The following is a 15,002-nucleotide window of genomic DNA, read 5'->3' as shown; positions in this document are numbered from 1 at the left end:
GGCCCGCCGCGCGCTCGCAAGCGCGAGCCGTCAGTTCCAGACGAAGTCGGCCGCCGAAAGCTGGGCGAGGCTAATCCCATCCAGGACGACCCGCATATCCGCCGTCCCGTTGCCGTCGGTATCCACGAGGAGTTGGTGCGCCGCTTCCACGTAGCGCGCCTCGGAGCTGCCCTGGCCCGTGAACTCCGCCGCACCACGGAACGCGAAGTCGCCGTGAATCAGGCCCTGGAAGACCAGCAGGTCCGCCCTGCCGTCGAAGTCGGTGATCCGGTCCGGCGCCTCGGCCGTCGAATCCGACACCGCCGTGAACACGAAACGGTCGCCGCGCGCACCGCCGGACATGACGTCGGCGCCAGCGCCGCCGAGGAGCGTGTTCGCGCCGGCACCCCCGATCAGGACGTCGCGACCCGCCCCGCCCTCCACGCGGGTGGCGGCATTGCCCGTCACGACAATCCGGTCGTCCGCAGCCCCGCCGATCACCGTCTCGGTGTTCACGACGGCGATGCTGTTGTCACCGTCCGAGGAGAGCACCAGCCGGTCGGCGCCGCCGCGCAGGTCGAAATGCCCGTGGGTCACCGCCGTGCCGAGGGTGACCTCGTCGGCGCCGCTGCTGCCGACGACGCTCTCGGTGTTGAGGAGGGTGAGCTTGTTGGCGCCGGTGGCCGAGAGGTAGAGCGTGTCTCGCCCGTCGCCGAGGTCGACGGTCCCGCCCGAGAGGGGCGTGCCGAGGATCACCGTGTCCTGCGCGGCGCCCCCGATCACGGTCTCGACGTTCCAGGCCCGGACCAGGTTCATCCCGCCGGACGACAGGACGAGCGTGTCGTGGCCGCCGCCGAGGTCCACGACGGCCCGGACCGTCGGCATGCTGAGCGTGACCGCATCGTCTGCGCTCCCGCCGACGATCCTCTCGACGTTCTGCACGGTGACCGTGTTAGGCCCGGAGGACGAGAGGACCAGCCGGTCCGACCCGCCCGCCAGGTCCACGACACCCCCCGTCAAGGGGGCGGCGACGGTCACCGTATCGGTCCCCGCGCCGCCCGTGATCGCCTCGACGTTGGAGACCGTCACCTTGTTCGCGCCGGTTGCGGATAGCGCGAGGCTGTCCGTGCCGCCCAGGAGGTCCACCGTGTACATCCTCACCGGCTTCGACAGGGTGACGGCGTCATCCCCGGCCGTACCGGTCGCGCTCGTGCCCGTGACGGTGGCGGTGGCGCCGGTTGTCGCGGGCGTCGGACCTGCACTGGGGGCTGTCGCCGCGGCAGGGATCGGGGCGGTGAGTGCGTCGGGAATTGTCGTCTGAGCGGGGGCGGCGCTCGGGGCTGCCGTGATGGTCAGCCCGGTGACGGCCAGCGTGATGCCCGAGCCGAGGAACTTCACGCGCTCGATGTTGAGCAGCGTATCCGTCACGCCGCCCGCGGTGGCCCTGAAGTTCGCCGTCGAGCCCGAGAACACGTAGTCCGCCTGCTTGCCTTCGAGGAGCGCGAGGTCGCTTCCGGCGCCGCCGTCGAGAAGGTCGGCGCCGGCACCGCCGTGCAGCGTGTCGTCGTTGGGTCCGCCCGTGAGCGTGTCGTCCCCGCCCCAGCCCTCGAGGCGCGCGGCCGGGCCCGTCGCGGCGACGCGGTCCGCAGCGGACCCGCCGACGACGAGCTCGACGCTGAAGGTCGTCACGTCGTTCGGGCCGTTCGAGGACAGGACGAGCTTGTCCATGGCGGCGCCGAGGTTGACGGAGCCGCCGGTCAGGGCCGCGCTGAGGGTGATCGTGTCGCCGCTGCCGCCCCCCATGATCGTCTCGGTGTTGAGCACGGTCAGCGTGTTCGGTCCGGCGGACGAGAGCACCAGGCGGTCGTTCCCCCCCAGCAGGTTCACCGTCCCGCCGCTGACCGGCTTCGACAGGGCCACGCTGTCATCCGACCCCGTCGCGGTGATGTCGGAAACGGAGGCGAACGTGGCGGCGGCCGTCGTCGGCGTGCCCGGCGCGTGCCCCGAGGAAGGCGCCGGGTTGGCAACCGCGGTGCCCCAGGCCAGCTTGGCGTAGCTGTCGGCGATGGTGATGGCCTGCTGCGGCTCCCCGCCATAGCCGAGCATGGAGGTGAAGGGCGGGTGGTCCGCGAGCACCGCCTCGTAGGCCTGCTTCGCCGCCGCCGACCCCGTCAGGTTGTAGAGGGAAGCGAGCGTCTGCAGGGCCAGCTTGCCATAGTCGCCCTGGCTTTGCGCCCAGCCCGTGCCGTTGGACCAGCCGGCCTTCACGGTGGCCGCGCCGATCTCCGCCCAGGTCTTGTACACCTCGCCCGTCGCCGCGTTGCCCGTGACGATGTGGTACGCGGCGCCGTCATGCATGGCGAAGCCCTTGTCGGCCGCCTGGAAACGGCCGACGAGGAAGTTCTCCATCCACGTCACCACAGTCAGGGCATCGGCATTGCCGCGCTCCGCCGCCGCGATCGCCGTCGAGGCGAAGTAGTCCTGCTGCCACGGAGCGACGGACTGCGTGCCGTTGATGCTGATCGGCAGCCAGCCATGGGCCTCGCCCTGCATCGCCGTCCAGGCCGGCAGCTGCGCGACAAGCCATTTCCAGTTCGCCTCGGACGCCGACTGCAGCAGGGACTTCTCGGCCGAGCCGTCCGGCGCCGCCCAGGCCGCCTGGTCGATCTCGCGCAGCGACCACGCGGCGGCACGGACCTGAACCTGGTTCACGACGACGTCGTTGTTCGACGTCCGCATCGCCGGCCAGGCGTTCATCACGTTCCAGGCGGCCTGGGCCGTCAGGTTGTCCGCGATCCAGCGCTCGCCGGTCAGGATGTAGGGAACGAAGGAAAGGTTCGGCTGGTGTGCGGAATCCGGCGTCCAGCCCGTATCCGTCGGCACCTGCTGCGTCAGGCCGGTGGATCTGGACACGCCGGCCTTCCCCGTCCCGCCGCGCCCGTCGGTCCAGAGTTTCGGATAGTCGTCGCTGCTCAGCCAGGTGTCGTTCTTCGCGTCCCACATGTTCCAGGGGACGGACCCCGCGGCTTCCGCCTGCCCCATGGCCCGCGCCGCGGCGACGGCGTTCCCGGTGATGAGCCACGCGCTGTTGGCGGCCGTGGTCGCGCCGATATCCTCGCGCGCGCCGGTACCGGGCATGTACTTCGCCACGCCGTTCGAGGAGAGCGGCTCGCCCCAGCCCGGTGCGTTCAGCGCCGTCGCCCAGCTGCTCAGCAGCTCGGGCTTGAGGGCGATCCCCTGATCGTAGTCGAGGATGGCGCCGCTGCGCTCAATGTAGGAGACATCGTGCCGGATGTTGAGCCAGCCCGCGTCCTGCGCGCCAAGGCCCTGGGTGCCGTCCGCCCCGGTCCCGAACTCCCGGTGCCAGTTCTGGTATTGCGCCTGGTTGACCGTTTCGGACAGCACGGTCCGGCCATCGAGCGTGGCGGTGGCCGTGTAGCTCACGCGCCCGCCCGAAGTCCCCATGGCGCCGTCGTTGTTGAACAGCGCGTCGATCGACAGATGGCCGTCGTTGAACGCCGTCACGTCGAAGACCAGCCGCATGGAGCCGCCGACCGGCACATCCACGCGCGCCTGCGTGGCCAGCGGCCCCTGCTGCCAAAAGCTCGCGGAGCCGTCGGCCAGCGCGGCCTTCAACGCGCCGAGAACGTCCACCGAAACGGTGCGTCCGTCCGCGAAGGTAAGGTTCACCGCGGCTGAATGGCCGCCGAGCGCCGAAGCCAGATCCAGCGCCGGGGCGGTCGCCCCTCCGGCTGCGCGCGAAAGGACGACATCCGCAGAGGCTCCGGCCGCGAGCTCCGGCCGCGCGACGGTCAGGACCGCCATCTTCACGGAGCCGTCCGCGTAGGTGGTCTTTACGTCCACCTGAACCGGGACCAGGGCTCCATCTACATGGGCGACGAGGGAGGTCCCTGCCGGCAGGTCACCCGCACCGAACACCTGTCCCATCGTCGTGATGCCGGCCGCGAGCAGCCCCGCACCGGCGTTCTGCATCGCAAAGCCGACGATATCGGCCGGCCCGGTCAGCCCGGGTGAAGCATACGCTTGGCTGGCCATGAGGAACGCGATCCCTTGCCGCACGAAGAGCCCGCCCGCCAACGGACGCCGGCCCGCCGCCCGAGGGCGACTTATCACTCAATTGTGAGCGATTGGGTGTGCGTAAGGTTACGTTTTGCGCGTGGCAAGAACTTTCGACGGAGCGAGACGTCGCTTTTCCTAACCGAATGTCCCGTCTTGAGAGGTTTTAATCGATTCTCATGAACATGCGCATAAATGCCGAGATAGATCTTCTCGGAACGATTTCGAACCAATGCAGGTAATCCAGCCCTGCAGCAAGCGACTTCTTGTATCGCTGATCGCCGGCCAAGAAATCATACACCTCCAATCCAGAAACGATCCCATCACGAATGGCCGCCTCATGGCATGTGAGGCCGGGCTTTGCCGGGCCGTCCTCCCAGTCACGCAGGAAGCCACTCTGGTACGACAGCAGCCGTCGCCCTTGTCGAAAGTTGTAGAGGTAGCCGATGACCTGATCGCCCGCCGCATGCCGCTGCAGGTCGAGCTGGCCGGCGCAACCGGCGCGGATGACGAGATTTTCGTGGAAGCGACGCAGAAAGCCCGTCGCGAAGGCTCCCTCCCGCCCCCGCCGGCGCCAGGTCACGCCGTGCAGTTCGATCAGCGCCCGCAGGAACCGCAGCGCTTCCCCCTCCGTCGCCGGCCGCGTCAGGCTGACCGGCCCGTACCGGCCCTCGTAGAACCGGCGGGAGCGGCGGATCTGCGCACGCGTGTTCGCCGAACGGGTCTCCAGCCAGTCGCCACCCCGGCTTCGTAGGCCCGCAAGGTCTACGAAGGGGGCGGCGCGCACCTGATGACGCCATGCCACGCCGCCCGTGGCGCGCAGCAGATCCGACCGGACGCCGCTGAGCACCAGCCGCGCCGCGCCGCGGACGCGCCAAGCCGCGCTCAGCAACGCGGCTTCCACATCCGCCCGGCCACGCACAACCAGCGGACCGTTGTGCTCGACGAAGGGCGCGTCGAGTGCGGGATCGCCGCTCTCACCGAGCCACAGACGGCCGCGCCGCCGGTTGAGGAGGGCGAGCCCGACCGTCACCCCGCCATCCGAGGCCCGGATCAGGACGGGATCGGGGAAGCGCTCCTCGGCCAGGCAACCCACCCAGGTCCAGGTCTGGAAGAAGGACGGCTCGGCCCGCCGTTCAAGTTCCTGCCATTCCCGCCCCAACTGCACGAAGGACGCCACCGCGCTGATATCCGTTTCGACCGCCAAGAGTTATGTCCCCCGCCGACGGGAGCTTAGCGGAATGGACGGGAGTTTGTTGCAGGGTGGAACCGACGTCGCCGTCGGCGAGCCGTCCCGTCCGCGTCGCGTCCTGCACGTGCTGAAGTACTACCGGCCCGCCTTCTCGGGGGAGGGCGTCTTCCTCGAGCGATCCTCTGCCGTCATGCAGGAACTCGCCCCGACGGTGACGCACGAGTTGCTCGTGACCCATACGCCACGACCAGCTGACCTGGCGGAAGGTGCGGCCTGCTCCTCCCTCGTTCGCGTCTCATATCTGGCGCCTGACGACCCCGGCACACTCATCCGTCACGTTCGTCTCGTCGCGTGGTTCGTGCGCAACCTCTGGCGCTTCGATACGATTCACGTGCGAACACATGCGGACTGGTATTTTTTGACGTATCTCCTTTCGCACTTCGCGCGTCGCCGGCTGGTCCTCTCGGCGACGCTGGACGACAGCCTGCAGGTGCTGACGCAGCGCTACCGGCCCGCCCTGCGACGCATCGCGGCGCGCGGCTTCGCGCTGTTCGACGCCTTCGTCTCGATCTCCCCCAAGCTCGATGCGGAAACGCGCGAGGCAGGAGCCGATCCGGCCCGCTGTCACCTCATCCCCTGCGGCGTGACGGTCCCCCCGACCCCGCCGGGCCAGCGCGAGGAGGTTCGCGCCCGCCTCGGTATCGGCACCGACGACCCGGTCCTGCTCTTCGTCGGCGGGCTCTGCGAGCGGAAGGACCCGCTCTTCCTGGTCCGGGCCCTGCCGCGGCTGCGTCGGCGGCACCCTGCCATGCGCCTCATCCTCGTCGGCCCGCCGCTGGAGGAGGACCACGTCGCCGCGATCCGCCGCACGATCGCGGAGGAACGCCTGGAGACGGCCGTGCTGATGGTGGGGGAGCAGCGCGACCCGCACCCCTTCTTCGCCGCGGCCGACATCCTCGTCTTCGCCTCGAAGCTCGAAGGCTTCGGAACGGTGGTGCCGGAGGGCATGGCGCATGGCCGTCCCGTGGTCGTGCGCAGGCTGCGGGGGGTCAACGACAGCTTCGTGCTGCAGGGGGAAACGGGGTTCCTGTTCGACGACGAGGACGGGCTGGTGGATGGCGTGGACCGTCTCGCGGCCGACCCAGCGCTGCACGCGCGGATGGGCGCCGCGGGCCGTGCGCTTGCGGACCGCGAGTTCGCGATGCGACGCATCGCCGCGCGCTACCTCCGTGTCTACGGAGCCGACGTGCCTGCACCCGAGCCCGGCCCGGGCCGCGAAACCCGGCTGGGCTGCGATGCGTCCGTCCATGACGGTCGCTTCCACGCGCCGGTCGCCCCGCCCGACGGTCCCCCTCTCCTCATCACCATGGTCGACGCCGAGGAAGCCTTCGACTGGTCGCAGCCTTTCTCGCGCCAAACGACCGACGTCTCATCGATGCGCAGCCAGCACCTCGCACACCGCATCTACGAACGCTACGGCGCCGTACCCGTCTACCTGACCGACTATCCCGTCGCGACACAGGACGCGGGACGTGCGCCGCTGCGCGAGTTGGTCGCCGGCGGCCACGCGGAAATCGGCGCGCAGATGCATCCCTGGGTCACGCCGCCCTACCTGGAGACGGTGAACGACCACAACTCCTACGCGGGCAACCTGCCGACGACGCTGGAACTGGAGAAGGCGCGCCGCCTGACGGACGCGCTGGAAGAAGCCTTCGGCGAGCGCCCGCGCATCTACCGCTCCGGCCGCTTCGGCGCGGGGCTGCGCACGGCCGACATCCTGAAGCACCTGGGCTACGAAGCGGACAGCAGCGTCGTCCCCTACTGGCCGCCCGAAGGCAGCGAGGCGCTGCGGCACAACGTCGCGCGCTGCGCGCGCCCGCACTGGATCGACCGGGAGAGGACCCTCCTCGAGATTCCCGTCTCAGCGGGCCTCGTCGGTGCGCTCGCGGGCACGCGGGTGGCGGCGGTCGCGCCGCGCCTGTTCGGGCGTCCTGCCTCCGGCATCGGCCTGCCTGCGATCGCCGCGCGGCTGGCGCTCCTCGAACGCATCCGCCTTTCCCCGGAGGGCATGACGCTGGACGAGGCCAAGCGCCTGACGCGTCAACTGCTGCGCGAGGGGCAGCGGGTCTTCGTCCTCACCTACCACTCGCCGTCGCTGGAGCCGGGCAACACGCCTTATGTCCGCACCGTCGCGGAACGCGATGCGCTGCTGCGCTGGCTCGACGCGTATTTCGCCTTCTTCCACGAAGAGGTCGGCGGCCGCTGCGCGTCCTGGCGCGAGGTGCGGCGCGCCGCCCGGGGCGCGGCCGCCGCCTGACGGCCCGTGTCGCTCCAGGGCATTCTCACGGCGGTCCTGTTGCCGCCGCTCTCGCTGGCACTGCTCGCCCTCCTCGCGCTGGCGGCGGGCGGGCGCGGGCGCGGCGTCGCGATCGCGTCGCTCCTCCTCCTTCTGTTCCTCGCGACCCCGCTGGCCGGAGGGCTGTTGCGGGCTCCGCTGGAGGATGCAGGCGTCGCGCGCCCCTTCCCGCCCGGGGCACCCGCCGCGATCATCGTGCTCGGCGGCGACGTCGCGCGCACGCGGGACGGCACCGCGGTCGGCGCGCTGACGCTGGAACGCCTCCGCGCCGGCGCAGCGCTGCACCGACGCACCGGCCTGCCGCTGCTTGTCAGCGGCGGCCCCCTCTCGCCCGGCGACGTGCCGCTGGCGCAGCTCATGGCGACGACCCTGACGGAGGAGTTCGGCGTGCCCGTCCGCTGGATCGAGCCGCAATCCGCCGACACGCGGGAGAACGCGATCCTCTCCGTTGCCATGCTGCGGGCCGACGGCATCAGCAACGCCTACGCCGTAACCCATGCCTGGCACCTCGCGCGGTCGCGCGAGGCCTTCGCACGCGCCGGGTTCCCCGTGCATCCCGCGCCGGTCCCCCTGGCCGCCCCGCCTGACGCACGCTCCGCCCAATGGATTCCCCGCGCCGACCACCTCGGCACCACCTGGTACGTCGTCCGGGAATGGGTGGGGCGCGCCGTCTATGCGATCCGCGATGGAATCTGATCCCCGCCGTCCCGGCCCCGCGGAGTTGACCGGCGGTGACGTGGACGGCCCGGCCACGGTCTGCGACGCGGGACCCGTCGGATCAGACGGAAGCCGCCGAGGTACCGTGCCCCACACCGCGCTTCGGGACAGTGAATTCCACGACCTTTCGGGCGGTCATCTGCCCTCCTGGTGCGATGCCTGGCTCGCACGGGAGGAAGACGACCTGCAAGCCAGCCGCGGGTGGTACGAGACGACCCTGTCCCACGCGGTGCCACCCGGAGCCAAGCCCGTGCTTCTGCACCTCGGCGCCGCGCTGCTGCCGATGTGGCGCGACAGCGGCAGGCTGCGTGGCATGACGACACCCTACACGCTCCTCTGGCGACCCCTCCCCGCCCACGACGCAGACGCGACGGCGCTTCGCGACGCGGGCCGCCGGCTCGCGCGCCGCGGCCCGCCGGTCGTGCTGGATGCGCTGGACCCGCATTCGCCCGGCCTCCCGGACCTCCTGTCCGGCGTGCGCGCGGGCGGGACGGCGGTGCTGGCGCACGACCATTTCGGTAACTGGCACGAGACGCTGCCCCACGACGCGACGTGGGAATCCTACCTCGCTTCCCGTCCTTCCGCCCTGCGGCATACGGTCGCGCGAAAGATGGCACGGGCGCTGCGCGAGGCACGCCACGTCATCGCCGAAGCACCAGGGCCCGCGCTCGATCAGGCGATCGCGGACTACGTCACCGTACGCGCCGCGAGCTGGAAGCCCGAAGAACCCGCGCCCGATTTCGACCCTGCCCTTGCCCTCCGCCTCGCACCGCTCGGCCTGCTGCGGCTCGGCGTGCTGCGCGGCGCGGACGGCTTGCCGCTCGCCGCGCAGATCTGGGTACTCGACCGCGGCCGGCGGCGCGCGACCGTCCTGAAGCTGTCGCATGTCGAGGCCGCGCGCGCCGCGTCGCCGGGCACGGTCCTGACGGCGTTGATGGTTCGGCACCTGCTGAAGGAGGACGGGGTGCGCGAACTGGATTTCGGGCGCGGCGACGACGCATACAAGCGCATGTGGGTCGCGCATCGCCGCCAGCGCATCGGCGTCACGCTCGCGCACCCCGCGCACCCCGCGGGCGTCGCCGCCATCCTCCGCCACCTGGCCGGACGCGGGCGGCGCGCGCTGCGCGGCATCATCGCGGGGCGGGAGGAAGCGGGCACGTGAGGATCCTCTATTCCCACCGGATCGCTTCGCGCGATGGCCAGGCCGTCCACCTCGAAGCCCTCGTCGCCGCCTTGCGCGGGATGGGGCATGAGGTCCGCGTCGTCGGTCCACCCTCCTTCGAGGCCGCGGAACTCGGCGGGGAGAACCGCCTCGTCTCCCTCGTCCGTTCCCGCCTCCCGGGCGCCGCGGCGGAACTCGCGGAGATGGCCTATTCACTCCCCTCCTACCGCCGTCTCGCGCGCGCCGCGGCGGAGTTCCGCCCCGACGTGATCTACGAACGCTACAACCTGTTCTACGTCTCCGGCGCAGTGCTCGCACGCCGCCTGCGGCTGCCCTTCCTCGTCGAGGTCAACGCCCCGCTCGCCGAGGAACGCTTGCGTTTTGGTGGCTTGCGCCTGCAGCGCCTAGCGCGCGCGACGGAAGCCCATGTCTGGCGGACCGCCGATCGCGTCCTGCCCGTCACGGATGTGCTCGCGGGCCACGTCTCCGCCGCTGGCGTGCAGCGGGACCGGATCACGGTCATCCCGAACGGCATCCATCTCGAGGACTTCCCCGATACGGATACGGGCCCGCCGGGCGACGAGGTCGTGCTCGGCTTCGTCGGCTTCGTGCGGGATTGGCACGGGCTGGACCGCGTCGTCCGCGCCATAGCGACTGCGCCGCCCCTTCCGCGCCTCTCGCTCGTCGTCGCGGGCGAAGGCCCAGCGCGTCCGGGCCTGGAGCGGCTTGCGGCCGAACTCGGCGTCGCCGACCGGGTCCGCTTCACGGGCCTTGTCGGCCGCGACGCCATCCCCGGCGTCGTCGCGGGCTTCGACGTCGCGCTGCAACCGGCCGTCGTGGCCTACGCCTCCCCCTTGAAGGCCTTCGAGTACATGGCCGCAGCCCGGGCGATCGTGGCACCGGACCAGCCGAACATCCGGGAGATCCTGGAGCATGGCCGCACCGCCCTGCTCTTCGACCCTGCCGCCCCCGGGGCGATGTGGGATGCGATCTCGCGCCTCGTGACGGACGCGCCGCTTCGCGCGACGCTCGGCGCGGCGGCGCGCGCGGAGGTGATCTGCCGCGACCTGACCTGGGAAGGCAACGCGCGGCGCGTCACCGCCATCTTCGAGGAAGAACTCGCGCGCCGGAGCGCCTGACGCCAACCTGGGTGACCGTCGCCTGCATCGCCAGCTCTCGAAGTGCGCCGGAAGAACTGTCTCGCCGCGGCCGACCAACTCGCCGAAGGCGACGCGGCCGCCGCGCATCGGCCCGAAACGACGGAGGGGGCCCGAAGGCCCCCTCCTCTGATCCCCGCCGGAAGGCGGAAGCGATCAGGCGTCGATCTTCGCCTTGCGACGACGCGCCAGGCCCAGGCCAAGCAGGCCCGCGCCGAACAGCGCGAGCGACGCCGGCTCGGGCACCGCACCCGGGACCGCCGCCGAGGCGCCGGAGAAGGAGAAGGTGCCGACCGTGTTCTGCCCGTCCGTCTGGCCCGTGAAGGAGAACGTGGCCGACGTGTCGTCGAAGCCGTCCCGCTTCAGCGTGCCCGAGCCGGAGAGCGCGATGAAGGAGATCGTCTGACCGCCCGACGGCAGGTCGAACTTGTTGAAGGTCAGGTTCGCCAGGTCGAAGGACAGGCCGGCGACGGTGAAGAAGTCGGTGACCGGGCCGGTGAACGGATCGAAGATCACGTCCTGGATCGTGCCGACATTGCCCGTCGAGACGCCGAGGTTGTTGGGGCCCGGCGAGGACTGGGTGACGAGGAACGCACCGGTGCCCGGGAAGGTCCCGCCCGAGCCGTCACAGCCCTGGCCGCCCGTGTTGCCGCAGAAGTCGACCGCGGTGGCCGAGCCGAACGGAACGTTCGCGCCGGTGCTGTCCGCGGCGCGGAACTGGCCGATGAAGTCGAAGGAGCCGGTCAGCGGAACGGCCATCGCCGACAGGCTGGTGCCCGCCGCGAGCGCGGTCCCGAGAAGCAGGGTCTTGAGGCTGCGCATGGTGATCTCCTGGTGCCGAGCGACCGGGTCAGGCCGCTCTTCCACCCTGATCAGCAAGGTGCATGCCAGCCATTTTCATGCTTCTTTTCAATATCTTAGTTCGTTCCGGCCATGCCGCGTGTAAACTCAGCCGACGCGACGTTCCCCCCCGCTTCCGGGTGGACCAAAGCCGGCACCGAGAGGGCCCGCACGACCCGCCGCGCGCCGCGCACGAAGACGCCGGACCGATATCGCCAGGTTCCGATGAAGTGCAGCAGCGCCGCGCTGTCATGGTCGACGCCGGGATAGAAGCAGCAGTAGGCCGGCCAGGGCAGGACCAAGCCACCCCGCGAATTGGCGACGAGGTAGTTGGAGGCGACCTGCTCGGTCCCCCATTCCGTCCAGCGCTGGCCCATTCGCTCCGCCATCGCGCCGGAGAAGGCTTCCGCCGCCGCCCGGGATGACCCGCCCCGCGCGAAGCCGGCGAAGCCGGCCGATCCCCGGATGTAGCGACGGCCCATGTCCGCCGGCAGGCCCGGCAGCAGTCGCTCGGCACGGACCTGTGTCAGCCCTTCATGCATCGTCGCGGCGCGGGCCCCCGCTTCGTCCAGGCTCACGACAGCCGTGCCCGCCTCCGAGCCGAGCGTGAAGGCGGTATTGGACTCGATCGCCGCCACGACCTCCGGCACCGGCGCGACCGTCAGGACGTCGCTGTCCATCTGTATCACGTAGCCGTCGCGGCTGAGATCGAGGATGTGCAGCAGCCTTTCCCAGCAGTTCCCCCGCGGGCAGATGCCGGTGTTAACCGAGAGCAGCGGCATGATCTCGATCCCCGGCACGTGGTGCCGCAGCGCCGCGTGATCCGCGGGCGTGAGGGAACCGTCATCCATCACCGTCACCCCGCCCCCGGGCAGGAACCGGTAGAAGGACTTGATTGCGACGAGATACATCCGCAGGTCCTGTGACGACAGCATTGTCACGACGCGAAGCGGTGCAGCCCGTAGCCGCACCGGCGGAGTCGAGAGGACTCCCCGCACGGCCGCATCGAAGACCACGCGATGGAGCGTGCGCCTCAGGCGGTAGAGCATCGAATTCCCTATGTGGTGGCGGCGCGCGGCAGCAGCGCGCGACCGATGAAGCGGGGCATCCGGTGCAGCAGCGCGCTCTCCGCGCCGTCCGGCCGCCCGCGCAGGAGCCAGAGCCCGAGGAGCACGCCCGAATAGGCCGCCGCGCCGAGGCCGACCTTCGCCGCCGCGACGGCGGCCAACGGCAGCCCCGTCGGCAGCGGCAGCGCCCAGAGCAGCGCGGCCATCCCGAGGCCCGCGAGCACCGGCCGCGCGAAGATCGCGACGACCGCGCCGCGGTCGCCGAGCCGGTCGAAGATGATCGCGTAATCCGCGAGCGTCAGCAGGATGGAGATCGCCGCGAACGCCAACGCGACAGCGGTCGGCCCGCCGAGCCAGCCCGCCAGCGGAAGCGTGACCAGCAGCACGACGGCCCGGACCACCCAGAGGATGGCGGACAGGTCGGCCCGGTTCCCCGCCGCGAGGATGCCGCGATGCAGCCCCGCCATCGTCTGTGCTGCCCCACCGACCGCGGCGAGCGCGAGGAAAGGCGCCGCCCCGTCCCAGCCCGGGCCGAGGAGAAGCCCCGTGACCTCGTGCGCCGTCAATGCGACGCCAGCCCCACAGGCGACGGCCGCGATCGCGCCCGCCCCGGCCGCCGCGCGCGCAGCGCGGGCGAAGCGCCGCGGCTCCGCCTGCAACCGCGCCAAGCCGGGCAGCAGTGCCGCCGCCGCGGGCGCCACGAACTCGCTGACGAAGACGCGGGAGAGGTCGCGGCTCGTGTGATAGAGGCCGAAGACCTCCGTCGGCGCGACGCGCCGCACGATGATCTCGTCGATCGTCAGCGCGACGTAGGAAGCGAGGCCCTGGAGGAAGCTCCAGGCCGAGAAGCCGAGGAAGTCGTGCAGCCGGCGCACATGCAGACGCGGCCGGAAGGGATAGAGGAAGTAGGATACGACCGTGAAGACCATCGATCCCGCCAGCATGCCGCCGACCAGGCCCCAGTAGTCCCGTGTCACGAAGGCGCCGATGACCGTGAGCGTCGTGGCCACGACCTTCTGCGAGAAGCGAAGGATGAACTCCCGCCGGAACTCCATGTTCCGCATGAACAGTGACCCGCCGGGCGAGACGAAGGCGTCGATCACCGGCAGGAAGCACATGACGCGGAGGACCTCCTCCAGTCGCGGCTCGTTCAGGAGCTGCGCCGCGAGCGGCGCGGAGACGAACAGCCCGGCCGACACCACCGCGCAGACTGTCAGGTTGATCGTCCAGGCCGTCTCGACGTGCTCGCGATCGATCTCCTTCAGCCGGATCAGCCCTTCCCCCGCGCCGGTGCGGCGCAGGATGTCAAAGAGCCCGATGACGATCGCGGCCGTCCCGATGACGCCGAAGTCGGCAGGCGTCAGCAACCGCGCCGTGAACATGATGGAAACGAGCCCGACGGCCCGCACCGCGAAGCGCAGCGCGAACATCACCATCGCCCCGCGGAACACCGCGCCGGCGAGCGAAGGCGCGCTTCCTCCCGCGCCCGGCGTGCCGCTCACGCTCCCTCCCCCATCCAGATGACGTTGGGATACCGGTCGCGCAGCGAATACTCGTAGATCGCACGGATCTTGTAGTAGTTGTTCGCGTGCAGTAGCACCCGCTTGCCCAGCAGCGCGGCGGAGATGCCGACGTGCAGCCGGTTCGTCCGCACCTCGTCGAAGCGGTCGAGCATTGCCATCAGCGACCGCGCGGAATGGTAGGCCACCGGCTTCGGGCTGACCCCGTACATGAAGATGCGCGACAGATCCGCGTTGTCCGGCGGGATCGCGATCCCCGTCGCCTCCCCGTCCAGGCGGAAGACGTTGATCGTTCCGCTCCGCCGCTCCGCGAGGCCCGGAGGCAGCGCCGGCGGCCGCATCGCTCGCATCAGGTCCTCCGGCGCGGGATACCCGGTCCGGCGCAGCACCTTGTCGGCGGCCGCGCGGGCCAGCGTGACCCAGGGGTTGTACCCTGCCCCGTCCCGCATCAGCGCGGGTACGTCGAGTGAGAAGGCGAGGTCGTGCATCAGCAGCGTGCGGTACCGTCCGCCGCGCCCCGCGACGTAGTCGTAGGATGGCTGCTCCCGGCAAATGACCGTGACGTTCCCGCCGAAAGCGTCGAGCAGGTCGTCCACGTCCTTCACCGTGTGCGGCAGGATCGTCAGGTGCTCCGCCTCCCGGTGCAGTGCGTGCAGCACGCGGTGCGAGTACCGTCCGCGCTCGTAGAGGTTTCCGCCGCCGCCGTAGAGGATGACCTTCCCCTTCGGATCGAACCGGCCGAGATGCGGGACTGTGTAGGGAATTCCGAGCGCCTCCAGCGCCTGGAAAGTCGCGGCCGACATGACGGAATCCCCGGCATTGCCCGGGTTCGGTACATAGTGGACGCGCCGCCCGACGAAGCCGGACAGGTAGGCGCGCAGGTCCTCCATCAGGGCCCCACGACGCTCGATCTGGTTCACCCCATCCGGCACGGC

10 protein-coding genes are annotated in these 15,002 nt (G+C 70.7%); 4 read left to right on the top strand and 6 right to left on the bottom strand.

Going from position 1 to position 15,002, the window contains the following annotated elements:
* Positions 1-30 precede the first annotated feature (30 nt).
* Both ACE7GA_RS14655 and ACE7GA_RS14650 read right to left on the bottom strand, forming a co-directional pair.
* Positions 31-4,035, bottom strand: a complete 4,005-nt coding sequence (locus ACE7GA_RS14655; RefSeq protein ID WP_376087645.1) for a M10 family metallopeptidase C-terminal domain-containing protein — start codon at positions 4,033-4,035, stop codon at positions 31-33.
* 187 nt (positions 4,036-4,222) lie between these two features.
* The gene (locus ACE7GA_RS14650) at positions 4,223-5,263 is read right to left on the bottom strand and encodes a GNAT family N-acetyltransferase (protein ID WP_376087643.1); all 1,041 of its coding nucleotides are present in this window, start codon (positions 5,261-5,263) and stop codon (positions 4,223-4,225) included.
* A gap of 34 nt (positions 5,264-5,297) precedes the next feature.
* Between ACE7GA_RS14650 and ACE7GA_RS14645 the strand changes: the two genes are divergently transcribed.
* The 4 genes from ACE7GA_RS14645 to ACE7GA_RS14630 all read left to right on the top strand — a co-directional run bounded on the left by ACE7GA_RS14645 (position 5,298) and on the right by ACE7GA_RS14630 (position 10,622).
* Complete coding sequence (locus ACE7GA_RS14645) at positions 5,298-7,565, top strand: glycosyltransferase (RefSeq protein ID WP_376087641.1); 2,268 nt, start codon at positions 5,298-5,300, stop codon at positions 7,563-7,565.
* Between the two features lie 39 nt (positions 7,566-7,604).
* On the top strand, positions 7,605-8,300 hold the full coding sequence (locus tag ACE7GA_RS14640) for a YdcF family protein (protein ID WP_376087639.1): 696 nt from the start codon (positions 7,605-7,607) through the stop codon (positions 8,298-8,300).
* A gap of 106 nt (positions 8,301-8,406) precedes the next feature.
* A complete protein-coding gene (locus ACE7GA_RS14635; RefSeq protein ID WP_376087637.1) occupies positions 8,407-9,483 on the top strand; it encodes a GNAT family N-acetyltransferase in 1,077 nt (358 codons plus the stop codon).
* Positions 9,480-10,622 carry a glycosyltransferase family 4 protein gene (locus ACE7GA_RS14630; RefSeq protein WP_376087635.1) on the top strand — a complete coding sequence of 381 codons (1,143 nt, stop codon included), beginning with the start codon at positions 9,480-9,482 and terminating at the stop codon, positions 10,620-10,622. The genes ACE7GA_RS14635 and ACE7GA_RS14630 overlap by 4 nt, the downstream gene beginning before the upstream one ends.
* 174 nt (positions 10,623-10,796) lie before the next feature.
* Here ACE7GA_RS14630 and ACE7GA_RS14625 read toward each other — a convergent pair whose 3' ends face one another.
* From ACE7GA_RS14625 to ACE7GA_RS14610, 4 genes are all read right to left on the bottom strand, one after another.
* A complete protein-coding gene (locus ACE7GA_RS14625) occupies positions 10,797-11,462 on the bottom strand; it encodes a PEP-CTERM sorting domain-containing protein (RefSeq protein ID WP_376087633.1) in 666 nt (221 codons plus the stop codon).
* 95 nt (positions 11,463-11,557) lie between these two features.
* Positions 11,558-12,529, bottom strand: coding sequence for a hypothetical protein (locus ACE7GA_RS14620; protein ID WP_376087631.1), 972 nt, complete (start codon positions 12,527-12,529; stop codon positions 11,558-11,560).
* 8 nt (positions 12,530-12,537) lie between these two features.
* Positions 12,538-14,049, bottom strand: a complete 1,512-nt coding sequence (locus ACE7GA_RS14615) for an oligosaccharide flippase family protein (RefSeq protein WP_376087629.1) — start codon at positions 14,047-14,049, stop codon at positions 12,538-12,540.
* Entirely contained in the window at positions 14,046-14,999 is a 954-nt protein-coding gene (locus tag ACE7GA_RS14610) for a polysaccharide pyruvyl transferase family protein (protein ID WP_376087627.1), read from the bottom strand. The genes ACE7GA_RS14615 and ACE7GA_RS14610 overlap by 4 nt, the downstream gene beginning before the upstream one ends.
* Between the last annotated feature and the right edge of the window lie 3 nt (positions 15,000-15,002).

Source organism: Roseomonas sp. CCTCC AB2023176, from assembly GCF_042259275.1.
In the GTDB taxonomy this organism is placed as follows: domain Bacteria; phylum Pseudomonadota; class Alphaproteobacteria; order Acetobacterales; family Acetobacteraceae; genus Roseomonas.
This window is presented reverse-complemented; position numbering and strand designations above follow the sequence as displayed.

What these genes read in the sequence shown, in the direction of transcription:
- ACE7GA_RS14645 (WP_376087641.1), top strand. Translation starts at nt 5,298, where the DNA reads ATGGACGGGAGTTTGTTGCAGGGTGGAACCGACGTCGCCGTCGGCGAG.
- ACE7GA_RS14620 (WP_376087631.1), bottom strand. Translation starts at nt 12,529, where the DNA reads ATGCTCTACCGCCTGAGGCGCACGCTCCATCGCGTGGTCTTCGATGCG.
- ACE7GA_RS14655 (WP_376087645.1), bottom strand. Translation starts at nt 4,035, where the DNA reads ATGGCCAGCCAAGCGTATGCTTCACCCGGGCTGACCGGGCCGGCCGAT.
- ACE7GA_RS14625 (WP_376087633.1), bottom strand. Translation starts at nt 11,462, where the DNA reads ATGCGCAGCCTCAAGACCCTGCTTCTCGGGACCGCGCTCGCGGCGGGC.